This window comes from Streptosporangium sp. NPDC051023, assembly GCF_040689595.1.
GTDB lineage: Bacteria > Actinomycetota > Actinomycetes > Streptosporangiales > Streptosporangiaceae > Streptosporangium.
In genome coordinates this window covers 27,389-49,936 of the sequence record NZ_JBFBCE010000046.1, presented here as the reverse complement: position 1 = coordinate 49,936, position 22,548 = coordinate 27,389, and the positions used below count along the sequence as shown (strand labels likewise).

23 protein-coding genes are annotated in these 22,548 nt (G+C 71.4%); 13 read left to right on the top strand and 10 right to left on the bottom strand.

The window, feature by feature from the left end; all coding sequences use genetic code 11:
* The first annotated feature begins 10 nt into the window (after positions 1 to 10).
* From AB0395_RS27710 to hypE, 9 genes are all read left to right on the top strand, one after another.
* A complete protein-coding gene (locus tag AB0395_RS27710; RefSeq protein ID WP_366285718.1) occupies positions 11 to 598 on the top strand; it encodes a NifU family protein in 588 nt (195 codons plus the stop codon).
* A complete protein-coding gene (locus tag AB0395_RS27705; protein WP_366285716.1) occupies positions 595 to 1,389 on the top strand; it encodes a DUF5947 family protein in 795 nt (264 codons plus the stop codon). Before AB0395_RS27710 ends, AB0395_RS27705 begins: the two co-directional genes overlap by 4 nt.
* Positions 1,382 to 2,023: a DUF6084 family protein gene (locus tag AB0395_RS27700; protein WP_366285713.1), complete on the top strand. Its 642-nt coding sequence runs from the start codon at positions 1,382 to 1,384 to the stop codon at positions 2,021 to 2,023. Before AB0395_RS27705 ends, AB0395_RS27700 begins: the two co-directional genes overlap by 8 nt.
* Positions 2,020 to 3,474, top strand: coding sequence for a hypothetical protein (locus tag AB0395_RS27695; protein ID WP_366285710.1), 1,455 nt, complete (start codon positions 2,020 to 2,022; stop codon positions 3,472 to 3,474). The genes AB0395_RS27700 and AB0395_RS27695 overlap by 4 nt, the downstream gene beginning before the upstream one ends.
* Positions 3,464 to 4,012: a hydrogenase maturation protease gene (locus AB0395_RS27690; protein WP_366285707.1), complete on the top strand. Its 549-nt coding sequence runs from the start codon at positions 3,464 to 3,466 to the stop codon at positions 4,010 to 4,012. Before AB0395_RS27695 ends, AB0395_RS27690 begins: the two co-directional genes overlap by 11 nt.
* 195 nt (positions 4,013 to 4,207) lie before the next feature.
* Positions 4,208 to 4,603 carry a hydrogenase maturation nickel metallochaperone HypA gene (locus AB0395_RS27685; RefSeq protein WP_366285705.1) on the top strand — a complete coding sequence of 132 codons (396 nt, stop codon included), beginning with the start codon at positions 4,208 to 4,210 and terminating at the stop codon, positions 4,601 to 4,603.
* Positions 4,578 to 4,829, top strand: a complete 252-nt coding sequence (locus tag AB0395_RS27680) for a HypC/HybG/HupF family hydrogenase formation chaperone (RefSeq protein WP_366285703.1) — start codon at positions 4,578 to 4,580, stop codon at positions 4,827 to 4,829. The genes AB0395_RS27685 and AB0395_RS27680 overlap by 26 nt, the downstream gene beginning before the upstream one ends.
* Positions 4,830 to 4,835: 6 nt before the next feature.
* Entirely contained in the window at positions 4,836 to 5,960 is a 1,125-nt protein-coding gene (gene hypD, locus AB0395_RS27675) for a hydrogenase formation protein HypD (protein ID WP_366285701.1), read from the top strand.
* Entirely contained in the window at positions 5,957 to 7,150 is a 1,194-nt protein-coding gene (hypE, locus tag AB0395_RS27670) for a hydrogenase expression/formation protein HypE (protein WP_366285699.1), read from the top strand. The genes hypD and hypE overlap by 4 nt, the downstream gene beginning before the upstream one ends.
* 61 nt (positions 7,151 to 7,211) lie before the next feature.
* Here the strand turns inward: hypE and hypF are convergent, their stop codons facing one another.
* Complete coding sequence (gene hypF / locus AB0395_RS27665; RefSeq protein ID WP_366285696.1) at positions 7,212 to 9,488, bottom strand: carbamoyltransferase HypF; 2,277 nt, start codon at positions 9,486 to 9,488, stop codon at positions 7,212 to 7,214.
* A gap of 99 nt (positions 9,489 to 9,587) precedes the next feature.
* Positions 9,588 to 10,004, bottom strand: coding sequence for a helix-turn-helix domain-containing protein (locus AB0395_RS27660; protein WP_366285693.1), 417 nt, complete (start codon positions 10,002 to 10,004; stop codon positions 9,588 to 9,590).
* Positions 10,005 to 10,103: 99 nt separating this feature from the next.
* Between AB0395_RS27660 and AB0395_RS27655 the strand changes: the two genes are divergently transcribed.
* The gene (locus AB0395_RS27655) at positions 10,104 to 11,000 is read left to right on the top strand and encodes a zinc-binding dehydrogenase (RefSeq protein WP_366285690.1); all 897 of its coding nucleotides are present in this window, start codon (positions 10,104 to 10,106) and stop codon (positions 10,998 to 11,000) included.
* Positions 11,001 to 11,175: 175 nt separating this feature from the next.
* Here AB0395_RS27655 and AB0395_RS27650 read toward each other — a convergent pair whose 3' ends face one another.
* Both AB0395_RS27650 and AB0395_RS27645 read right to left on the bottom strand, forming a co-directional pair.
* A complete protein-coding gene (locus tag AB0395_RS27650) occupies positions 11,176 to 12,249 on the bottom strand; it encodes an LCP family protein (RefSeq protein WP_366285688.1) in 1,074 nt (357 codons plus the stop codon).
* Positions 12,237 to 12,833 carry a sigma-70 family RNA polymerase sigma factor gene (locus AB0395_RS27645; RefSeq protein ID WP_366285686.1) on the bottom strand — a complete coding sequence of 199 codons (597 nt, stop codon included), beginning with the start codon at positions 12,831 to 12,833 and terminating at the stop codon, positions 12,237 to 12,239. Before AB0395_RS27645 ends, AB0395_RS27650 begins: the two co-directional genes overlap by 13 nt.
* Before the next feature lie 159 nt (positions 12,834 to 12,992).
* On the opposite strand from AB0395_RS27645, the gene AB0395_RS27640 reads away from it, so the two are divergent.
* Entirely contained in the window at positions 12,993 to 13,772 is a 780-nt protein-coding gene (locus AB0395_RS27640) for an SDR family oxidoreductase (RefSeq protein WP_366285683.1), read from the top strand.
* A 228-nt stretch (positions 13,773 to 14,000) separates the two neighbouring features.
* On the opposite strand, the gene AB0395_RS27635 is transcribed toward AB0395_RS27640, so the two are convergent.
* A complete protein-coding gene (locus AB0395_RS27635) occupies positions 14,001 to 15,104 on the bottom strand; it encodes a winged helix DNA-binding domain-containing protein (RefSeq protein WP_366285680.1) in 1,104 nt (367 codons plus the stop codon).
* 95 nt (positions 15,105 to 15,199) lie between these two features.
* Positions 15,200 to 16,312, bottom strand: coding sequence for an epoxide hydrolase family protein (locus tag AB0395_RS27630; protein WP_366285678.1), 1,113 nt, complete (start codon positions 16,310 to 16,312; stop codon positions 15,200 to 15,202).
* Between the two features lie 62 nt (positions 16,313 to 16,374).
* On the opposite strand from AB0395_RS27630, the gene AB0395_RS27625 reads away from it, so the two are divergent.
* Complete coding sequence (locus AB0395_RS27625; protein ID WP_366285675.1) at positions 16,375 to 17,334, top strand: YafY family protein; 960 nt, start codon at positions 16,375 to 16,377, stop codon at positions 17,332 to 17,334.
* Positions 17,335 to 17,522: 188 nt separating this feature from the next.
* A complete protein-coding gene (locus AB0395_RS27620; protein ID WP_366285673.1) occupies positions 17,523 to 18,212 on the top strand; it encodes a hypothetical protein in 690 nt (229 codons plus the stop codon).
* A 46-nt stretch (positions 18,213 to 18,258) separates the two neighbouring features.
* Here the strand turns inward: AB0395_RS27620 and AB0395_RS27615 are convergent, their stop codons facing one another.
* The 4 genes from AB0395_RS27615 to AB0395_RS27600 all read right to left on the bottom strand — a co-directional run bounded on the left by AB0395_RS27615 (position 18,259) and on the right by AB0395_RS27600 (position 22,462).
* On the bottom strand, positions 18,259 to 19,353 hold the full coding sequence (locus AB0395_RS27615; RefSeq protein ID WP_366285672.1) for an ABC transporter substrate-binding protein: 1,095 nt from the start codon (positions 19,351 to 19,353) through the stop codon (positions 18,259 to 18,261).
* Between the two features lie 210 nt (positions 19,354 to 19,563).
* The gene (locus AB0395_RS27610; protein ID WP_366285669.1) at positions 19,564 to 20,658 is read right to left on the bottom strand and encodes an ABC transporter ATP-binding protein; all 1,095 of its coding nucleotides are present in this window, start codon (positions 20,656 to 20,658) and stop codon (positions 19,564 to 19,566) included.
* Positions 20,655 to 21,563: an ABC transporter permease gene (locus AB0395_RS27605; protein ID WP_366285666.1), complete on the bottom strand. Its 909-nt coding sequence runs from the start codon at positions 21,561 to 21,563 to the stop codon at positions 20,655 to 20,657. Before AB0395_RS27605 ends, AB0395_RS27610 begins: the two co-directional genes overlap by 4 nt.
* Positions 21,560 to 22,462 carry an ABC transporter permease gene (locus AB0395_RS27600; protein WP_366285664.1) on the bottom strand — a complete coding sequence of 301 codons (903 nt, stop codon included), beginning with the start codon at positions 22,460 to 22,462 and terminating at the stop codon, positions 21,560 to 21,562. Before AB0395_RS27600 ends, AB0395_RS27605 begins: the two co-directional genes overlap by 4 nt.
* Between the last annotated feature and the right edge of the window lie 86 nt (positions 22,463 to 22,548).

Here is a 22,548-nt window from a genome sequence, read left to right as displayed (position 1 = left end):
GGCGCGGCAGATGCCAGGAACCACCGACGTCCAGGCGACCGGCGACCGGGTCGAGGAGCTGCTGGCCGAGCTGGCCGCGCTCAGCGACCCGGTGGCGCGGGCCAAGGCGGAGGAACTGGTGCGGTTGCTGGTCGAGCTGTACGGCGCGGGCCTCGAACGCGTCATGGAGATCGTGACCGAGGCGGGGGCCGGGGCGGTGCTGCACGGGCTGGCCACGGACGACCTGGTGAGCGGGCTGCTGGTGCTGCACGACCTGCATCCGCTGAGCACCGCGGAGCGCGTGGGGCTCGCCCTCGAGGAGGTCCGCCCCCACCTGGGCAGCCACGCCGGGGACGTCGAGCTGGTCGGGGTCGAGGAGGAGACCGGCGTGGTACGGCTGCGCCTGCGCGGCACCTGCGACGGCTGTCCCTCCTCACAGCTCACGGTGAAGCTCGCGATCGAGCGGGCGGTGGCCAAGGCCGCTCCCGAAATCGTCCGCGTGGACGTCGAGGGCATGGTCGAGCAGGAGCCCTCGCTGCTCCAGATCGGGATGAGGCCGCCTCCGGGACCGTGCCCGGTTCCCGTCCCCGGCGGCACCGAGAGGACGGCGGCGCGGTGAGCACGGGCCTGCGGCGGTTCAGAGAACCCGGACCCGCTCCTCCCCAGGCGGTGGAGGAGTGCTGCGAGCTGTGCGCGGAGCCGATCGGCGCGGAGCACGGGCACGTGGTGAACGTCGGGACACGCGCCCTGATATGCGCCTGCCGGAGCTGCTACCTGCTCTTCACGGTCGAGGGCGCGGCGATGGGCAGGTTCGTCGCAGTGCCGGATCGCTACCTGTACGCGCCCTCGTTCGTCCTGTCCGCGGCGGATTGGGAGGAGCTGCAGATCCCGGTGCGCATAGCGTTCTTCTTCCGCAACTCGGCGCTCGACCGTACGGTCGCCTTCTACCCGAGCCCGGGCGGGGCGACCGAGTCCCAGCTCCCGATGGAGACCTGGGAACGGGTCATGGCGGCCAACCCCGGCCTCGCCGACGCCCTGCCGGACGTCGAGGCGCTCCTCGTCGACCGCGGGGACGGCGGCTTCGTGTGTCACCTGGTGCCGATCGACGCCTGCTACGAGCTCGTCGGCCTGGTCAGGACCCAATGGAAGGGGTTCGGCGGCGGGCAGGAGGTGTGGGAGGCCATCGACGCCTTCTTCGCGGGCCTGCGCGGGCGCAGCCGCGTCGTGGGCGGCGACGGGCCTCAAGCCGGGACCGGGGCGGACAGGACAGGGCCCCCGGCGGAGGAAGGGGCGGACGCCGGAACCGGAGACGGGGCGGACGGCGGGACCGGGGATGGGACAGAGGACGGAATCGGGGACGGGGCGGACGGCGGGACCGGGGACGGAGACAGGGAGGCGAGCCATGGTTGACCTCGGCTTCGCCTGCCTCGGCGTCCGCCCGGACCCCTTCGCGGCCTCCCCGACGCTGGTCTTCCGGCTGCGCCTGACCGAGGCGGGCGGCGGTGCGGTGCAGGCCGTCGCACTGCGCTGCCAGATCCGCATCGAGCCACAGCGCCGCCGCTACACGCAGGAGGAGGCCGTCCTGCTCGGCGACCTGTTCGGAGACCCCTCCCGCTGGGGGGAAACCCTCAAGGCGCTGCAGTTCGCCAACGTCTCGGCCATGGTCCCCGGCTTCACCGGGACGACGGAGACCGACCTGCCGGTCCCCGTCACCTACGACCTGGAGGTGGCGGCGGCCAAGTACTTCGCCGCGCTCGACGACGGCGAGATCCCGCTGATCCTGCTCTTCAGCGGAACCGTGTTCGCCAGGACGCCGACCGGCTTCTCCGTCGAGCAGGTGCCGTGGGACCGCGAGGCGCGCCACCGGCTGCCGGTGGCCGTGTGGCGCGAGCTGATGGACCGCTACTTCCCCGGAGAGGGATGGGTACGGCTGAGCCGCGAGACCCTGCGGGCCCTGCACCGCTTCAAGTCCGCCAGGGCGCTGGCCACCTGGGACGAGGCCGTGCGGACGCTGCTGGCGCAGGCGGAGGAGGCGGCCAGATGAGCACCCCGATGGAGGTCGCCCGCCGGGTCGCGGACGCCGTGCTGTACGAGGGCTACCTGCTCTACCCCTACCGGGCCTCCGCCGTGAAGAACCGGGTGCGCTGGCAGTTCGGCGTGCTTGTGCCGCCCGCCTACACCGCGACCGCCGAGCCGTCGGCCTGCCAGACGGAATGCCTCCTCGAGGCCGCAGGCGACGCGACGGTCCACATCAGGCTGCGGTTCCTGCAGATCATGACCAGATCCGTCGAACGCGCCGACGGAGACGGGTACCGGCCGGTGCCCGCCCTCGAGGCCGGTGGCCAGACCCATCTGACCTTCGACGAGGCCGTCGAGAGGGAACGCGACGCCCTGCTCTCGCTGGCCGCCCTGCTGGAGGCCGAGCAGGTCCTCGGCGCGGGGTTCCCCGCGACGCGCACGACCGAGCCGATCCTGACGCCCTCGGGACAGGAGGCGGGCCGCGTCGTCCGCGAGCACCGGCCGATCGAGGCGGTCGCCCGCATCGGCGCCGAACGGCTGGCCGGGCCGTACGGGCTGGTCAGGCTGCGCGTGCGGATCGAGAACACCAGCGCGTGGGAGCCGGGGCCCGCTGCATCCCGTGACGACGCGCTGCGCCGCTCGCCGATCGCCGCGCACACGCTGCTCACGGTCACCGGCGGGGCGTTCCTGTCCCTGCTCGACCCGCCGGAGTGGGCGGGCGAGGCGGCGCGGTCCTGCCGGAACCTGCACACCTGGCCGGTGCTGGTCGGCGAGCAGGACCGGCGGGACGCGGTGCTCTCTGCGCCGATCATCCTGTACGACCATCCCTCCATCGCGCCGGAGAGCCCCGGCGACCTCTTCGACGCCACCGAGATCGACGAACTGCTCAGCCTCAGGACGCTCACCCTGACCGAGGAGGAGAAGCGGGAGGCGCGGGCGACCGACCCGCGCGCCGCCGAGATCCTGGAACGGACCGAGGACATGCCGCAGGAACTGCTCGAACGGCTGCACGGCGCCGTCCGCTACCTGCGTTCCCACACCCCGGAAGCGTCCGCGGAGAGCCAGGGGCCGCGGCACGAGACACCATGGTGGGACCCTGGCGCGGATACCTCGGTGTCCCCGGAGTCAGACGGCGTCGTCGTCGCGGGAGTGACCGTTGCAAGAGGCAGCAGGGTCCGGCTGCTGCCCGGCCGGTCCCCCCTCCCGGGGACACCGAGCAGGCTCGCCCCGCACGGGCGCCGCGCCGACGCCCACGACATGTTCCTGGCCGGGCGGATCGCCACGGTCGAGGCCGTGCTGCTCGACGTGGACGGCGCCTGTCATCTGGCCGTCACCCTCGCGGACGACCCCGGAGCGGACCTCCAGCGCGAGCAGGGCCGCTTCCTCTACTTCTCGCCCGACGAGGTCGAGCCGCTTGGCGACGGCCCGGTCGGCTTCCCGGCGAACGGCGATCGGAGGGGGAGCGATGAGAGGTGACGGCGGGCCCGCGGCGGGACCCAGGATCCTGGTCGCGGGCGTCGGGAACATCTTCTTCGGCGACGACGGGTTCGGCGTCGAGGTCGCCAGAGTGCTGGGCAACGCGGGCCTGCCGGAGGAGGTCGTCGTGGCCGACTTCGGGATCCGCGGCGTCCACCTGGCATACGAGCTGCTGGCCGGATACGACAGCCTGATCCTCGTCGACGCCGTCCCCCGTGGGGAGAGGCCGGGGACGCTGTCCGTCATCGAGCCCAGGATCGGGCAGGGGCTCCCCGCGGGCGACCCCCTCATGCGGGGCGCTCTCGGTGACGCCCACGGCATGACCCCGGACGCGATCTTCGCCCTGCTCGGCGCGCTGGGCGTCGGCACCGGCCGCATCCTGCTGGTCGGCTGCGAGCCCGAGGACACCTCGCCGGGCATGGAGCTCAGCGTCCCGGTCGCACATGCGGTCCCGCAGGCCGTCGACCTGGTCAGAGAACTGGTCGCAGAACAACTCGCGGCATCCTGCGCCGCGTACGTCGAGAGGAGGCAACCGTGATAGGACGCCTGCTGGTCGTGGTGATCGCCGCGGGGCTCGCGGCCGTGGTCGTGCAGTCCCTGCCGGACATCATCCGCTACAAGAAGATGCGGGACATGTGATTCGCGCGGCCCGCGCGCCCGCCCGTGACGACGGGCGGGGAAGGCGGCCGCACGATCGCCGGAAACGACGGACCGAGGAAGGCGGTGGACAGCCGTGCACGAGTTCGGAATCGCCGAGGCGGTGCTCGACGCGGTCGAGCGCAGGGCCGAGGGGCGGAAGGTCGCGCGCCTGCGCGTGCGCGCCGGGACGCTGCTGCGGATCACCGGCCCCGCATTCGACCAGGCCTTCTCCCTGGTCTCCCCGGAGACGGTCGCGGAGGGAGCAACCGTCGACCTGATCGTGGTACCCGCGCGGCTCATCTGCAGGTCATGCGGCGAGGACCAGGAGACCTTCGACGCGCTCGCCGTATGCGGCGCCTGCGCGAGCACCGACGTCGACCTGCGAGGTGGCGACGAGCTGGTCCTGGAATCCATCCAGCTTGAGGAGGTGGCGACCCATGTGTCTGGGAATTCCCGGCGAGATCGTGGAGATTCTGCCGGACCGTACTGACCTCGCGAAGGTCGACGTGAGCGGGGTACGGCGGGCGATCAACGTCGGCCTGCTCGAGAACGAACGGCTCCAGCCCGGCGACTGGATCCTCATCCACGTCGGCTTCGCCCTGTCGAAGATCGACGAGGACGAGGCCAGGGCCGCGCTGGAATTCCTTGAGGGGATCGGCCAGGCCTACGACGACGAGCTGGCTGCGCTCAGGGACTCTTCGATCGACCGGGGGTGAGACGCGATGCGTTTCGTCGACGAATACCGCGACGCGGAGAAGGCACGGGCCCTCTCAGCGAAGATCACGAGCCTGTGCGAGCCAGGGCGTGCCTACAAGTTCATGGAGGTGTGCGGCGGTCACACCCACACCATCTACAAACACGGGCTCGAGGACTACCTGCCGGAGGCCGTCACCCTGGTGCACGGCCCCGGCTGCCCGGTCTGCGTGATACCGATGGGGCGGGTCGACGACGCCATCCACATCGCCGAGCAGCCGGACGTCGTCATGACCTCGTTCGGGGACATGATGCGGGTCCCCGGCGGACGCGGCTCGTTCTTCGACTCCATGGCCCAGGGCGCCGAGATCCGCATGGTCTACTCGCCGCTCGACGCCCTCAAGGTCGCCCGGCAGAACCCGAGCAAACACGTGGTCTTCATGGCGATCGGCTTCGAGACCACGGCCCCCTCGACCGCCATGACGGTCCTGCGCGCCGCGGCGGAGGGCATCGGCAACTTCTCGGTCTTCTGCAACCACGTGACGATCATCCCCGCGATCAAGGCCATCCTGGACTCGCCCGACCTGCGTCTCGACGGGTTCATCGGCCCCGGCCACGTCTCGACGATCATCGGCTGCAGGCCGTACGAGTTCATCGCCCGCGACTACGGCAAGCCGCTCGTCGTCGCCGGGTTCGAGCCGCTGGACATCCTGCAGTCGATCTACATGCTCCTCGTGCAGCTCGCCGAGGGGCGCTCCGAGGTGGAGAACCAGTACGCGCGCGTCGTGCCGTGGGCGGGCAACCTCAAGGCGCTCACCGTCATCAACGAGGTGATGGAGCTGCGCCCCTACTTCGAGTGGCGCGGCCTCGGCTTCATCTCCCACTCCGCGCTGAGCGTGCGGGAGAAGTACGCCGCCTACGATGCCGAGCGGATCTTCGAGATCCCCGGCAGCCGGGTGGCCGACCCGAAGGCGTGCCAGTGCGGTGAGGTGCTCAAGGGCGTGCTCAAGCCGTGGGAGTGCAAGGTGTTCGGCACCGCGTGCACCCCGGAGACCCCGATCGGCACCTGCATGGTCTCGTCGGAGGGCGCCTGCGCGGCCTACTACAACTTCGGCCGCTTCTCCAGAGAACGGGTGAGGGAGGCGACACGGTGACCGACGTCGAGGGAACCGCCGGGTGGGCGGAGGCCGCGGTCCGCGAGCACGCGGGGGAGGCGGAACGGCCGAGCCGCGAGGAACAGGTCCTCGAGCGGATCGACCGGGCCCGCCGCCGCAAAGCCAGGGTGAAGGAGGAGCACGTCACCATGGCCCACGGCTCCGGGGGCAAGGCGACGCAGTCCCTGATCGAGGCGATCTTCCTTGAGGACTTCCGCAACCCATTGCTCGAACCGCTTGAGGACGGCGCCGTCTTCGGCGTCGGCTCCAGCAGGCTCGCCTTCACCACCGACTCCTACGTGGTCTCCCCGCTGTTCTTCCCCGGCGGCGACATCGGGGACCTCGCGGTCAACGGAACCGTCAACGACCTGGCGGTGTGCGGCTCACGCCCGCTGTACCTGTCGGCGGGGTTCATCCTCGAGGAGGGTTTCCCGGTCGAGGACCTCAGGCGCGTCACCGCGTCGATGGCCGGTGCGGCGGCCCGGGCGGGAGTGCAGGTCGTCACCGGCGACACCAAGGTGGTGCAGCGGGGCAAGGCCGACGGGTGCTACGTCAACACCGCGGGCGTCGGACTGCTCGACCGGCCGATCGGCCTCAGCGCGGCGGCCGCGCGCTCCGGTGACGCCGTCATCGTCTCCGGGCCGATCGGCGAGCACGGCGTCACGATCATGCTCGCCCGGGGTGAGCTGGACATCGAGGCCGACCTGGTCTCGGACACCGCGCCGCTGAACGGGCTGGTCGCCGCGCTCCTCGACGCCTGTGAGGGCCTCCCCCCAGAGGCTCGCCGGGACGCCGCTCCCGATGTCCGTCCCGGCGTGGTGCGCTGCATGCGCGACGCGACCCGGGGCGGGGTCGCGACGATCCTGAACGAGATCGCGCACGCCTCCGGCGTCGCCGTCGTCGTCGAGGAGGACGCGATCCCGGTACGGCCGGGCGTGCGGGGGGCATGCGAACTGCTCGGCATCGACCCGCTCTACGTCGCCTGTGAGGGGCGTCTGGTCGCCGTGGTGGACGGGGCGGCGGCGGACACGGCGCTCGCCGCCCTGCGCGCGCATCCGCTCGGTGCGGGCGCGGCGCTCGTCGGCCACGTCAAGGACGACCCGCCGGGCCTGGTGCTGCTGAAAACCGGCTTCGGTGGCACCCGCATCGTCGACCTGCTGGTCGGCGACCCTCTGCCCCGGATCTGCTGACCGTCACCGGCCGGGCGCGCGCCGGGACGGTCGCCGGGCTCGGCGCCGGTCGGGGGTGCGGTCAGCGCGCTCTGTCCCTGGCAGCGGCGACGGCGGCCTGGCCCAGGCTGATGCCGCCGTCGTTGGGCGGTACGCGTCGATGCAGCAGCACCTGGAAGCCGCGTTCCTCAAGCAAGGCCGTCGCCCGTTCGAGCAGCAGGACGTTCTGGAACACGCCCCCCGACAACGCCACCGTCGAAAGGCCGCTTTCCTCCCTGACCCGGGCGCAGCCCTCGGCGACGACCCGGGCGACCGCGTTGTGGAACCTGGCGGAGACGACCCCGGGCGCCGTGCCCGCCCGCAGGTCGTCGGCCACCGCCCCGACCAGGTCGGCGCCGGGGACGGTGAAGGGCGTCCCGTCCGTCATGCGGAAGCCGTACGAGCCCGTCTCCTCCGGGTCGGCGCGCTGTTCCCACTCGACCGCGGCCTGCCCCTCGTAGTTGATCACGTCGCGGTCGCCCGCGAGTGTCGCGACCGCGTCGAACAACCTGCCCACGCTGGAGGTGAGGGGGGCGTTCACACCACGGCGGCCGAGCGCGACGACGCTCTCCCACGCCGCCGCGTTGCGCCGCACGACGTCCAGGTCGCCGGGGACCGCGCCGTCGTAGGCCGCGTCGAGATAGACGGCGGCCATCCGCCACGGCTGCCTGATCGCCGCAGCCCCTCCCGGCATCGGCACCGTGGCCAGGTGACCCGCCCGCTCGAACCCCGTCAGGTCGGCGACCAGGAACTCGCCGCCCCACAGCGTCGCGTCCTGGCCGTAGCCGAGCCCGTCGAAGGCGACCCCGATCACCGGCCCCGCCACCCCGTTGTCGGCCAGGCACGAGGCGACGTGCGCGTGATGGTGCTGCACCGCGACCAGGTCGACGACCCCGTCACGGGCCAGCGCGTACTTGGTGGACAGGTACTCCGGGTGCAGGTCGTGGGCGACCACCTCCGGGACGACGTCGAACAGCCGCAGGAAGTGTCCGACCCCCTCGGTGAAGGAGCGGAACGTCTCGTAGTTCTCCAGGTCGCCGATGTGGTGGGACACGAAGGCGTGCCCGCGCCTGGCCACGCAGAAGGTGTGCTTCAGCTCGGCGCCGCAGGCCAGCACCGGCCTGGGGCAGTCCCAGGCGAGCGGCAACGGGTGCGGGACGTAGCCGCGGGAGCGCCGGATCGGCAGTTCCCCGCCGCGGAAGACCCGCAAGACCGAGTCGTCCGTGCGCATGTGGATCGGCCGATCGTGGGTGAGGAAGGCGTCGGCGATGCCGCCGAGCCGCGCAACGGCCTCGTCGTCGCGATAGGCGATCGGCTCGTCGGAGACGTTGCCGCTGGTGAGCACGGCGGGCGCCTCCAGTCGCCGCAGCAGCAGGTGGTGCAGCGGGGTGTAGGGCAGCATCAGGCCGAGCCACCGGCTGCCCGGCGCGACCGAGGGCGCGACCTTGGCGTCCCCGTGCCTGCGCAGCAGCACGATCGGGCGGGAACCGCCGGTGAGCAGCCGCTCCTCCGCCTCGCCGACCTCGCACAGCCGCCGTGCCCCGGCCAGGCCGGACACCATGACGGCGAACGGCTTGTCCTCCCGGTGCTTGCGGGACCGCAGCGCCGCCACCGCGGGCTCGCAGGCGGCGACCGCGGCCAGGTGGTATCCGCCGAGCCCCTTGACCGCCAGCACCTTCCCCTCCCGCAGCAGCTCCACGGCCTTTTCGAGAGGGGGGCCCGCGATCGGGCCGCCCGCGCGGTCGAGCAGCCGCAGCCGGGGCCCGCAGGCGGGACAGCACACCGGCTGGGCGTGGAAGCGCCGGTCTCCCGGGTCGTGGTACTCCCGTGCGCAGTCGTCGCACATGACGAAGGCCGCCATCGTGGTGTTCGGCCTGTCGTAGGGCACGTCCTCGACGATCGTGAATCGGGGACCGCAGTTCGTGCAGTTGGTGAACGCGTAGCCGTACCGCCGGTCCGCCGGGTCGTCCATCTCGCGCAGGCAGTCCTCACAGGTGGCCACGTCCGGCGAGACGAGTGCGCCTCTCTCCCCGCCCGCCGTGCTCCGCGCGATGGTGAACCCGGTTTCGCCCGTCGGGGGCACGGCGCGCGAGCTGATCCGCTCGACCACCGCGAGCGGCGGCGGGTCCGCGCTGAGCGCCGCCGTGAACTCCTCGACGAGGGCACGGGTCCCCTCGACCTCGATGAACACGCCGCGCTCGTCATTGCCGACCAGGCCGCCCAGGCCGAGCCGTACCGCCAGGCCGTACACGAAGGGGCGGAATCCGACCCCCTGCACGACGCCCTCGACCCTGATCGCGGAGCGCACACGCGTGCTCACCCGCCCATTGTCCGCTGAACGCGACGGCTGCCGCAACGAGGCGCGACGAAGCGTGACGGAACGTGGCGGAGAGGGTGGGTGATGATCCGGAGGAGGCCGTCAATCGCCGGAACGGTGAACGGGCCCGTCATGGTGCCGGTCGTAGGCCGCCCGCGCGATGTCGACCTCGGGCATGTGAGCCTCGGCCCACTCCTTGAGGTGGCGAATCGGCTCCAGCAGGGTCAATCCCAGCGGCGTGAGTTCGTAGTCGACGCGTACGGGCACCGACGGAGTCACCGTGCGGGTCAGCAGCCCGTCTCGCTCGAGATTCCGCAAGGTCTGGGTCAGCATCTTCTGGCTCACCCCGGCGATCCGCGCGGAGAGCTCGGAGTAGCGCATTCGGCCCTCCAGGCCCAGCGCCACGATCGCCAGGCTGGCCCACTTGTTACCGATCGTGTCGAGCAACCGCCGGCTCGGGCAGGAGACGGCGAACGCGTCGAATCGCGCTGTCGGCCCGTCGGCAGTGGTCGCGTCCATGGCTCACCTCTGGGTGCCTACACCACTTTAAAGTGCCTACTTCCTAAAAGAGAGTAGGTCACCGATGGTGGTGACGTCCACCCGTGAAGGAGATCCATCATGACGCTCGCACTCGTATCCAAGCCCGACAGCCCCACGGTCACCCTCCAGGAGGTGACGCTGCCCCCGCTGGGACTCCATGACCTGCGGGTCCGCGTCACGGCGGCATCAGTCGATCTCATCGACACCCTCTTCGCCGGCGGACCGGCTCGGGCGATCTTCGGGCTCACCGGCACGGTCGGCCTTGGCCTGTCCCTCGCCGGCGTCGTCACCGAGACCGGCGCCGGGGTCACCGGCTTCTCGGCCGGCGACCCGGTCGCCGCGATACACGGCGACTTCACAGCCCCCGTCCGCGCGCACGCCGAGGAGACCGTCGTACCAGCGGCGAACGCGGCGCTGCTGCCAGGCGGCCTCGACCCGGTCGCTGCGGCCTCCGTCCCGCTCAACGCCTTGACCGCGGCGCAGCTGGTTGACCGGCTCGGCCCCGCCGACGGGCGGACCCTGCTGGTCACCGGCGCCGCCGGCGCCGTGGGCGGGTACGCCGTCGCGCTGGCCGCCCACGCGGGCTGGACCGTCACCGGGCTGGCACGCGAGTCCGACCGCGACTTCGCGCTGAGAGCCGGGGCTCGGGAGCTCGTCACGCGTTTGCCGGGGCCGTCGTTCGACGCCGTCGTCGACGGCGCAGTCCTGAACGCGGCGGCCCTCGTCGCGATCCGCGACGGCGGGAGTTTCGTCGGCGTGCCCTCGGCGTCTCCCGCGACGTCCGAGCGGGGCATCGAGATCGCCATCATGAGCGTCGAGCCCGACGGCGCCAGGCTCGCCGAGCTGCTCGCCCTCGCCACCTCCGGCGTCCTGGAACTGCGGGTGGCGGGCCGGGTGCCGCTGGCCGACGCCATGACGGCCTACGACAAGGTCGCCGGCGGCGGACAGCGGGGACGGTGGCTGCTGGTGCCGTGACCCGTGAAACCGGGCCTCCGAACCGGAAGCCGTCCGCGTGGTCGGCCGCCCATTGGTCGAAATCGATCGCTGGCGTCCGATGGCCTGCTCGACGGTGGAGGCCGCCGGTCAGTCCGGTGTGCTGACGGGCGCTCCGTGTGCCCTCGGAGGCCCCGTCTCCGAGGGCACACGGGGTTCACATGGTGTCGTTCCTCACCCGCGCGAACAGATTCTTGGCGGCGGAGTCGTCCCATTCGAGCCTGTTCGGGTCGGCGGCGTACGGGCGCACGGGGACCGTCACGAACTCCACCGCCCCCGGATCGGTCCTTTCCAGACTGCGGGCGATCGCCTGCATCGTCGCCAGGTCGAGCCCGGCGTCGGTCTTGATCCACTTGCCGGCCTCGGCGACGAAGGCGGAGAGCCGGGCGGGGTCGGTCCGCAGCTTTCCCGCCTGTTTCGCCAGTGCCCTCATGAACCGCTGCTGACGCTTGATCCGTTCCAGGTCCGACCCGTCGCCGAGGGTGTAACGGGCCCTCATGTAGCCCAGTGCCTGGTCGCCGTTGAGTGTCTGCTTCCCCTTGGGGAGCCTCAGCTTCGCCTTCGGATCGTTCACCGGCTCGGGCAGTGTGACCTCGACTCCGCCGAGGGCGTTCACCATGCCCTTGAACCCGGAGAAGTCGACCTCCAGCGCGTGGTCGACGCGCACTCCCGTCAGGGACTCGACGGTCTTCCAGACGCAGGACAGGCCGCCGGTGGCGAACGCCGAGTTGATCATGTCCGTCCTGGCGGGAAGGGGAGTGCCTGCCGGGTCCGCGCAGGCGGGGATCCGGGCCATCGAGTCCCGGGGGATGCTGATGACGCCGACCTTCCCGCGGTTCGCGGACAGGTGCACCAGAAGCATCGTGTCGCTGCGCGCGCCGGGCCCGCGCCCGGCGGAGGGCGACGCCGCCCGGCTGTCGGTCCCGAGCAGCAGCACGTTGAGCGCCCCGTTCGGCTTGGCCGGGCGATCTCCCGCCGGGCTCGGCACGGGGTCGGCCACCCGGCCGAGGCCTTCCAGGAGCACGGAGGGGGCGACGAGCACGGCGGCGGTGACCCCGGCGGCCAGTCCGGCCATCGCCCAGCCGAGCGTCCAGCGCGACAGTCGCGGCCGGGGACGGCCCGGGGCGCCGGACAGGCCGTCCAGCAGCCGTTGCCGCTGGCGCGCGAGGGTGGCGGGCGGCTCGTGTTCCAGTTCCTCGCCGAAGCGGCGGAGCATCCTCAGGTCGTCCACGGTCGCTCCTCCTCGTGCATCGGGTTGGTGTCGCCGAGCGCCGCGCGGACCTTCCTGCGGGCCCTGCTGAGGCGGGAGCGCACGGTGCCGACCGGGATGCCGAGGGACCGCGCGACCTCCTCGTAGGACAGGTCGCCCCAGGCGATCAGCAGCAGGACGTCCCGGTCCTTCGACGGAAGTCCCGCCAGCGCGCTGGCGAGCGCGGGGCGGGAGGTCAGGGCGGTGACCTCGGCGACCACCCGCTCCTCGGGGTTCTCCACCGTGTCCTCTGCGGGACTGCGCTGCAGCGCCCGGTACCTGGCCGCCTCGGTGCGGTGGTGCCTTGAGACGAGCTTGGTGGCGATGCCGAACAGCCACGGGCGGGCGTCGGGATAGGAGAGGTCGTAGCGCGACCTGCGGTCGAAGGCGACCAGGAACGTCTCGCCCACCAGGTCCTCGGCGACCTCGGGGCCGAGCCTGCGGGAGACGTACCGGTAGAGCATCCCCGAGTAGCGGTCGAACAGCGCGGCGAACGCCTCGGGGCGCGTCCGGGACTCGTGCAGCAGGTCGCAGTCACGGGTCTCGGTCGTGGGTGGTGCCGTCATCCTGTGCACCATGGCATCGGGGCCGGCCTTTCCATCGGAAAAGTGGTCAGCGATGTCTCGCCACAAGTCCCCGCTCGGGTTCACGGTCCCTCCGGCCCGGTAGGCGCGGGCGTTGGTCTCGTTCGGCGACCCGGAATCGATCCTCTAAAGTGTGCGGCCATGACGACACAGTCCTACCTGTCCGAACTGTTCTCCCTGGAGAACCGGGTCGCCGTGGTGACCGGTGGAAGCTCCGGCATCGGCCGCGCCATAGCCGGGGCCCTCGCCCGCGCGGGGGCGAGCGTCGTGGTCGTGGCGCGCCGGGAGGCGGAGCTGACGGCCACGGTCGGCGAGCTGACGGCCCATGGTTGCCGCGCGGCCTGGGTGAGCGCGGACCTGGGCACACGTGACGGTGTGCGCGCGGCGGCGGAGCAGGCGGCCGAGGTGTTCGGGGAGCCCGACATCCTTGTGAACAGCGCCGGGATCAACGTGCGCCCGCCGATGGGCGAGCTGGGCGAGGAGGTGTGGGACGTCACGATGGCGGTGAACCTGGAGGCGCCCTACCTGCTGGGACAGCGGTTCGGTCCCGGCATGGCGGAGCGCGGGTTCGGGCGGATCATCCACATTAGCTCCCAGCAGGCGCACCGGGCGTTCGTGCAGAGCGGCGCCTACGGGGTCTCAAAGGGAGGGCTGGAGTCGCTGGCGCGTTCCCAGGCCGAGGCGTGGTCGCCGAGCGGCGTCACCTGCAACACGCTCGTGCCGGGCTTCGTGATGACGCCGCTCAACGCGCGATTGTCGTCCGATCCCGAGAGGGTGGCGGCGCTGGCCGCCCGCACGATGATCGGGCGCAACGGCCTGGCGGAGGACTTTGCGGGCGCGGCGGTCTTCCTGGCCAGCCGAGCCTCCGGCTATGTCACCGGTCAGTCGATCTTCGTCGACGGCGGGCTCTCCGTCCACTGAGCCCGCTACGAAAACCAGGAACAGCCGGTCGGGCATGGGCCGTCCCGAGCCGATCACCGGCGAGTGCTCAAGCGGAGGCCTCCCCCTCTCCGTGCCGTACGGCTTGCGCCCGATCGGGCGAGTGATCGGGCGCAAGCCGTACGGGCTCTCACCCGACGGTGGCTTGGCGCAGTGGCCTCCAGACGGTGCGCATCCGCCCGAGCCTCGCGTCCTGCAGGCCGGTCCCATTCAGGGCTGGGTGGTGAAGCGGATCTCGTGTGACGTTCCGGGGGCGAGGAAGTTCAGCAGGGCGCCGCCCTCGGTGGTCAGTGCGTCGCGGTCGGCGGGCGACAGCGGCGCGAAGGGGCGCACGGTCAGCGTCGCCGAATCCCGTGTCCCGGTGAGTGTCCAGGTCGCCGCGGTGAATCCGTCGAGGAGCACCAGGCGGGGGGCCGGGCCGTGCGGGGAGAGGTTCTGCCGTCGGAGGCCGTCGGTGACCACCCTTGAGCGGTCGTGATGTGACAGCAGGAGGTTGTCGAAGTCGTACAGGTACCGGGCGGGCGCGTCCACCTGCTCGCCGGGGCGGGGTGCGTCGGGCAGGTCGAACAGCTCGGCGCCGTTCTCGTCGCGGAACGTCGTCAGGCGGGGGCGGAGCCGTTCGAGCACCTCGGCCAGCCGGGTGAGACCGCTCCAGGTCTGCACGTCGCGTACGGACGCCGGGCCGAACGCGGCCAGGTATCTCAGGATCATCTGGTCGAGCGGCGGGTCGGTGCGCTGCGGCGCACCAACCCACGACTCGAGTGGCGCGTGGACGGTCCGCCCGCTGGCGCCCCACACACCTCGTGGCGGGATCTGCACCACGGGTACCAGGTTCCGTACGGCGTAGGCGAGGCTCGCCGGGCTGCGGTCCGGCCACCGGGCGGCCAGCAGGCGGCCGAGTTCGCCGGGGGTGCACGGTCGCTCGTCGAGCAGCTTCCGGCCCATGGCGGCCAGCTCGGCGGTGTTCAGGCCGCGGATCGGCGGCCCGTGCGTGTGGTTGCGGAACAGGTCGCGGTCCAGCACCGGTTGCACGAGCGGGCGCAGCGTCAGCGCGTCGGCGGCGCTCACGAGGTGAATCGTCGAGCGCATGAGCGCGATCCGCACCACCCGCCGTTGTGTGAGCAGTTCCGAGACCCGCTCGGGACGGCAGTCGGTGAGCCTGCTCCACAATCCCATGTACCAGGTGTGCGAGGTCTGCGCCTGCAGGCCGACGAGGTGTTCGACAGCCTGCATCGGGGTGAGGTCGGCACGGCGCAGGAGTAGCTGCCGAGCGAGGGTGGCGCGGTTGAGGGCGCGGCGGGTCAATGTCGGCATCGGGGTGCTCCTGCAGGTTGGCCGGGGTGCTTTTCGGAGGGGCGGGGGTGAGGGCCCGCGGCGGGGTTTCCGCCGCGGGCACTCGGCCGACGGGGTCAGCGGAGCCGGCGGAAGAAGGTGCGGATGTCGTCGACCAGCAGGTCGGGAGCGTCGTGCGCGGCGAAGTGGCTGCCCCGGTCGTACACGTTCCACGAGACGATGTTCTTGTGGTCACGTTCGGCGAACGGACGGATCGACTGGAAGTCGTAGGCGAAGTTCGCCAGTCCCAGCGGCACCGTGGTCGGCTCGGTGGGCTTGTCGGCGTGGAAGTCCTCGTAGTAGAGCCGGGCGGACGAGGCGGCGGTGTTGGTCAGCCAGTAGATCATCACGTTGGTGAGCACGTAGTCCGGGGCGAGACCGGGGCCGAGGAGCTGCGCGTTCCAGGCCAGTTGCCCGACGGGCGAGTCGGCCAGGGCATGCGCCAGGGTCTGCGGGGCGGTTGACTGGAGTTTGTCGTACGCGCCGCCGTTCTCCAGCCACCACTGCAGGAACTGCACCCTGTCCCGGTCCTCCTCGGACAGGTTCGTCAGCTCGGCAGGGTCGCCGGACGGGAACGAGAAGACCTGGGTGACGTGGACGCCGATGACGTGCTCGGGGTCGAAACGGCCTACCTCGGGGGAGATGAGCGAACCGCCGTCGTTGCCGTGCGCGCCGTAGCGCCGATAGCCGAGACGGCTCATCAGCTCGGCCCACGCCTTCGCGATGCGGTAGCGGTTCCAGCCCCGCTCGGTGGTCTGCCCGGAGAAACCGAACCCGGGCACCGAGGGGATCACCAGATGGAAGGCGTCGGCGGGATCGCCGCCGTGGGCGCGAGGGTCGCTGAGCGGGCCGATGACGTCGAGGTATTCGACGACGGTGGTGGGCCAGCCGTGCGTGAGCAGCAGCGGGGTCGCGTCCGGTTCGGGGGAGCGGACGTGCATGAAGTGGATGTTCTGCCCGTCGATCGTGGTCGTGTACTGCGGGTGGTCGTTGAGCTTCGCCTCCCAGGCGCGCCAGTCGTACTCGTCGCGCCACCGGTCGACGAGGCCGCGCACGTACTCCAGGGAAACGCCGTAGTCCGCGCCGACGCCGGGCAGTTCGCCGGTCCAGCGAACCCTGGCGAGGCGGTCGGCCAGCTCGTCGAGGTCGGCCTGCGGGATGTCGATGCGGAATTCCTTGATCTCGCTCATGACCGCAACTCTTCCAAGCAATTAGGATGGGTCCGTTCCTAATTGTCGGGGAGCGTGGAAAAATGCTGGAAACCTCGGCTCGCCTCCTACGGCTGCTCTCCCTGCTGCAGTCGACCCGTGAATGGACCGGTGCCGAACTCGCCGGACGGCTCGGGGTCAGCGGACGCACCGTCCGCGCCGATGTCGAGCGTCTGCGCGGCCTCGGATATCCGGTGCTGGCCACCCGTGGCGCGGCCGGCGGCTACCGTCTCGGCGCCGGTGCGGCCCTGCCCCCGCTGCTGCTGGACGACGACGAGGCGGTCGCGGTGGCGGTCGGGCTGCGGACGGCCACGGGGAGGGCCATCGCGGGCATCGAGGAGGCGTCCCTGCGCGCTCTCGCGAAGCTGGAGCAGGTGCTTCCCTCCCGTCTCCGGCGCCGGGTCAACACGCTGCAGACGTACACCGTGCCGGTTCCCGGTGACGACGTCGGCCCGACCGTCGACCCGGAGGTTCTCACCACCCTGACCGCCGTCAGCCGCGACCGGGAACGGCTCCGGTTCGACTACCGCGACCACACCGGCACGGACAGCCCGCGCACCGTCGAGCCGTACCGGCTCGTCAACTGGGGGCGCCGCTGGTACCTGCTGGCGTGGGACGTCGATCGCCGGGACTGGCGGACCTTCCGCGTCGACCGGATCCGGCCGCGGATTCCGACCGGTCCCCGCTTCGCGCCTCGCGAGCTGCCGGACGACGACGTCGCGGCCTACGTGTCCCGCCGGGTGTCCGCCACGGCCTGGCGGTATCAGGCGAAAGTCACCGTGCGCGCCCCGGCCGGCGTCGTCGCCGACCGGATCAGCCCGGCGGTCGGTACGGTCGAACCGGTGGACGAGAACACCTGTGTCCTGCGCACCGGCGCCGACACGGTCGAGACGCTCGCCGTCTATCTCGGGTTGCTCGGGGAGGACTTCACCGTCGACGGGCCGCCGGAGCTGCTCGCGCACCTGCGCCTTCTCGCCGGCCGGTACGCGCGAGCGATCGGCTGACGCCCCTGCTCCGCTCCGGGCGGGGGACGGCTCTGTCGTCACCCGGCTATGCCCGCCGAACATATCGCCCAAATGGGGATAAAGTGCATTTTGTGTGGTGAAGGATGGGTGCCGAATTCGTTGACACCGTCTGAAATTAATAGTTTATTTTGAATGGTTGTGATGCTCGGCCTCGCAATGGAGGTGGCGTGACACGTCAGCCGTTCGACTGCCCGTTCGTCTTCGCGGTCGGCCTGAACACCCACCCGGAGGAGGCCGCCCCGGCGATCGAGGACTTCAACCGCTTCTACGACACCGTCCACCTGGGTGAGGTCCTGGCGGGCAATCCCGGTTTCGTCTGTGCCGCCCGTTACGTCCTGGCCGACCCCGACCCCCGGGGAGACCTGGGGCCGCGTTGGCTGGCCGTCTACGGGGTCGCCGACGAGGCCGCGGCGCAGGCCTTCGCCGACAGGGACGCGGGGGCGCGGCCGGCCTACAGCCAGGGGCCGCCCGCGTGGGCCAGGGCGGTTCCCGTCTGGCGGATGCTCTGGCGGCGAGGGGAGTCCGTCGGCGGGTCCACGGCGGCCCCGGGCAGGGTCGCCCTGATCGGGATGGACCCCGCCGCGGACGCGAGCGAGGACGAGGTCGCCGACTTCGACGCGTTCTACGGCGGGACACACCTGACGGAGATCCTCTCGGGTTTCGGCTACACACGGGGCACCTGTTACGAGCTCTGGCAGGAGTTCCGCCATCCGGCGCCGGGGTGCCCCCGCCACTGCGCCGTGTACGAGGCGGACGTCCCGCCCCCCGTTCCCGTCTCCGCCGCGCTGTCACCCGGGCCGAGGGCCTGGGAGGAACGCGAGGTGCGGTGGCGGCTCAAATACGATTGGATCGCCTGAGGCGCGTCCCGGTCCGTCGCCGGCCGCGAGAGGTCGGAAGGGCGGATCAGGCGGCCGTGAACTGCTGGAACCGCTTGAGGACCGCGGGGCGGTTCTGCCCCCACCATTCGGAGCCGTAGAGGAACTGCACCTCGGCGTTGGCCGGGTGGGAGGGCAGGGAGCGCGCCCAGTCCTTGTCCATCAGGGCCAGGGCCCTGCTGTTGGCCGGGCCGTTGTTGTAGCCGCCCCAGACGGCGGCCTGCACCTCGGGACGGACCGAGTACTCCATGAGCTTGAACGCCGCGTCCTTGTTGCGCGCGTCCCTGGGCACCGACCAGGCCCCGAGCTGGAGCATGCCGCCGTTCCAGGTGAAGTCGAGCGGCGCGCCCTCCTTCATCAGCGCGCCGATCCGGCCCGCGAAGACGCTGGCCGCGGAGACCTGGCCGCTCACCAGCATCTGCCCCGGCTGCGCGCCGGAGGCCCACCACTGGGGCACGTCCTTCTTGAGCTTCTCCAGCCTGCCGAAGGCACGGTCGACGTCGATGGGGTAAATCTCGCCGGTGGACACGCCGTCGCTCAGCAGCGCGAACTCCAGGTCCGGGGGCACGCCCTGGTCGGCGCCCCGCAGCGTCCGCTTACCGGGGAACTTCTCGGTGTCCCAGAAGTCCGCCCAGCCGGCCGGCTTCTCCCCGGTGCCCAGCGCCTTGGTGTTCCAGCCCTGGACGATGGAGAACAGATAGTAGGTGAGCCAGTTCCTGTCCACGTAGGACGGGTCGATGCCGGGGGTGTTGAGCAGCGAGTCGGGCAGCGGCTCGAAGTAGTCGCGGCCGAGCGGCAGCACGATGGAGGGACCCGCGGCGATGAGGTCCCACTCCAGGTTTCCCGTGTCGACCATCGCCTTGATCTTCGCGCCGGTCGGCGGTCCCGAGACGACCACCTCGATCCCGGTCTCCTTGCTGAAGGGGTCGAAGATGTGCTTCTTCTCGGCCTCCTGGAGCGCCCCGCCCCAGTCGGCGACGACCACACGCCTGTCACCGCCGCCGGTGCCGCCGCAGGCGCTCAGCAGGGGGACGGCGGCGAGCCCGCCCGCCAGCAGTGTGCTCCTGCTGAGGAGGGCGCGCCGGGTGATCTGTCCACGGGGAAGGCTGTCGGAGGTGCTCATGACGAACCAGCTTTCTTTCACCGTCTGGCGAGATTCATCGGAACATTCCTCGTTCGAGGAGATTGCGGGCGATACGGCGCCGACCATGTGCCAGGTCAGGCACGACAGTCCGGAGATCTCCACGACCTTCCTCTCTGCCGCGGGACCGGAGTCGCCCGGTACGGCGGGGCATGACGACGGGGGAGACGGGGACAGCGGGGGCGGGCAGGGTCAGGCGACCCGGGGCAGGAAGCGGCCGTCGGCGGGCGTCCAGCTCAGCCAGCGCGCGGAGCCCGCGACCAGGGCGCCGCCGTCCGCGGCCGGGACCACGACCCGCACCGGGGCGCCGGCCTCCTCCCGCAGGTGTACCTCGACCTGCGCGCCGAGGTACACCCTCGCCTCGACCGAGCAGCGGACGGCGTTGACGTCGGAGGAGCCGGGGCGCTCCTCGGTGATCCGGAACCGCTCCGGCCGGATCATGAACTCCCCGGCCGTGTCCTCGCAGGTGTCGTTGTCGCGCTCGACCAGGACGGGGCCGGTGAGGCCGTCCACCCGCAGAAAGGTGTGCTTGGCCCCGGTGTCCCGCTCGGCCCGGGTGGCGGGCAGGCAGACCGACTGCCCGAGAAACCTGGCGACGAAGGAGTTGACGGGACGCTCGTAGATCTCGGCGGGGGGCGCGGTCTGCTGCAGGATGCCCCGGTGCATGACGCCGATGCGGTCGGACATGGCCAAGGCCTCCTCCTGGTCGTGGGTGACGTACATGACGGTCGCGCCCACGCGCTGTTGCAGGGACTTCAGCTCAAGCCGCATGTGGTCGCGGAGGTTGCGGTCCAGCGCCCCGAGCGGCTCGTCCATGAGCAGCACGCTGGGATCGAAGACGAACGCGCGGGCCAGCGCGACCCGTTGCTGCTGCCCGCCGGACAGCTGGCGCGGGTAGCGGTCGCGGAACGCGGTGAGCCGGGTCATCTCCAGCACCCGGTCGACCCGGGACCCGATCTCGGGTGCTCGCCGCCGTCGCATCTTGAGGGGGAAGGAGACGTTCTGCGCCACGGTCATGTGAGGGAAGAGCGCGTAGCTCTGGAACACCAGCCCGATGTTGCGCTTCTCCGGCACCTCGCCGGTGACCATACGGCCTGCCAGGCGGATCTCGCCGGACGTGACGGCCTCCAGGCCCGCCAGCATGCGCAGGGTGGTCGTTTTGCCCGATCCGCTCGGCCCGAGCAGGGTGAGGAACTCCCCGGGCCTGATGCCGAGGTTGAGGTCGTGGACGGCAGGCATGTCCCCGTACCACTTGTGGACGCCGTCGAAGACGACCTGGTCGGTCATGGATGGGCCTCCCGGTCCGGTGCGCCGCTCCCCGGTCGCCGGCGCTCCCGCCGCTCGCGAAGAACCTTGATCAACTCTGAGAGCAGGAACAGCGTGGCGCAGACGCAGATCAGCACCGTCCCGGCCACCGCGAGCGTGGGGGTGAGGTCGTAGCGCACGCTGTCCCAGAGCTTGCGCGTCAGCGTGACCGAGTCGCTGCCCGAGACGAACAGGATGACGACCGCCTCGTCGAACGCGATCACGAACGCGAACAGCGCGCCCGCCAGGACGGCGGAGGCGAGCTGGGGCAGCGTGACGCGCAGCAGGGTGCGGGTGATCCCGGCGCCGAGCGTGCGGGCCGCGTTCTCCAGTTCCGGGTCGAACTGCTGCAGGGCGCCGGTCACCGACACCAGGACGTAGGGCACGCCCATGACGGAGTAGGCGATCGCGATCGCCGCCCACTGGCCGATCAGACGCAGCTCGGCGAACAGGAAGTAGTAGCTCATGGCCAGCACGATGATCGGGACCACGATCGGCGAGTAGAGCAGCGCGAAGGCCGCGCCCTTGCCGCGGTGGGAGAGACGGGCCAGCCCCCAGGCCGCCATGGTGCCGACCACCGTGGAGACGGCCGAGGCCGGCAGCGCGATCTCGGCGCTCCGCGCGGTGGCCCCGACCCAGCTCGCGTCGCCGAAGAACCGCTCGTAGTGCCTCAGGGACCAGCCCTCCAGGGGAAAGGACAGGTAGTCGACGCTGTTGAACGACTCCACGATCACGATGAGGATGGGGATCACCAGGAACGCGAAGACCAGCGTGACCACGACGACGAGGCCCAGCCTGAGCACGCGTTCCAGCGGGCCCGCGGGCAGTCTGTCCCCGCGCGGGGAGAGAGGCCGGGGCAAGGGAGGGGCGGCGTCCGGCGTGGTCACAGGGACACCAGTCCCTTCACCCTGGTCAGCTTCCTGACCAGCAGGGTCAGGGTCACCGCGAGCAGCAGGAGCAGGGTCGCCAGGGTCGCCGCCATGCCCCAGTCGAAGGTCTCCTGGACGTTCTGCGCGATCACCACGGCGATCGTGCTCTCCCTCGGACCCCCGACCAGGGCGGGGGTGACGTAGAAGCCGAGCCCGATGACGAAGACCAGCATGGCGCCGCTGACGATCGCCGGGACGGCCAGCGGCAGGTAGATCCGGGCGAAGGCGCGCACCGGCCCCGCGCCCAGTGTCCGCGCGGCCCGTGTCAGCGACCCGTCGATCTGGTCGAGCGCCGCCTTGACGATCAGAATGGGGAAGGGCAGCAGGATGTGGGTGAGCGCCACCACCACCGCGCCCTCGCTGTAGAGCAGGCCCTGCTCGTCGCCGGTCAGCGGGGACAGCAGCCGCGTCACCAGCCCGCCGTCGCCCAGCAGCACGATCCAGGCGAACGACCGCACCAGGACGCTGGTCCAAAAAGGGATCACGACGAGCAGCAGGAGGATCCGGGCCCGCCGCGGGGGAGAGACGGCGAGGAAGCAGGCCACGGGGAAGCCGAGCAGCGCCGCCGCGACCGCGACTTCGGCGGCCATTCTGACGGTCACCCCGAGTACGTGCCAGATCGCCGGGTCGGTCGTCGCCCTGGCGAAGTTCGCCAGGCCGAACTCGGGTTCGGTGACGCTTCTGAGCAGCATCGCGCCGACCGGATAGGCGTAGACGGCCATCATGAACGCGACCGGCAGGCCGAGCGCCACGGCGGCGAACGCAGGCCTGCGCGGGCGGCGCCCCGATGGGCGGCGCCGTCCCGGCTCCGGATCACCGCCCGGTGGCGGTCTCGTCGCGAAGGCGCGCGTCGTCATGTCTCACCATCCCTGGACGAGGGGGCACGGGTCCGGCGGCCGGTGAGGGCCGGTAGCGCACGTCGACACAGTCAACGTGCAGCCCG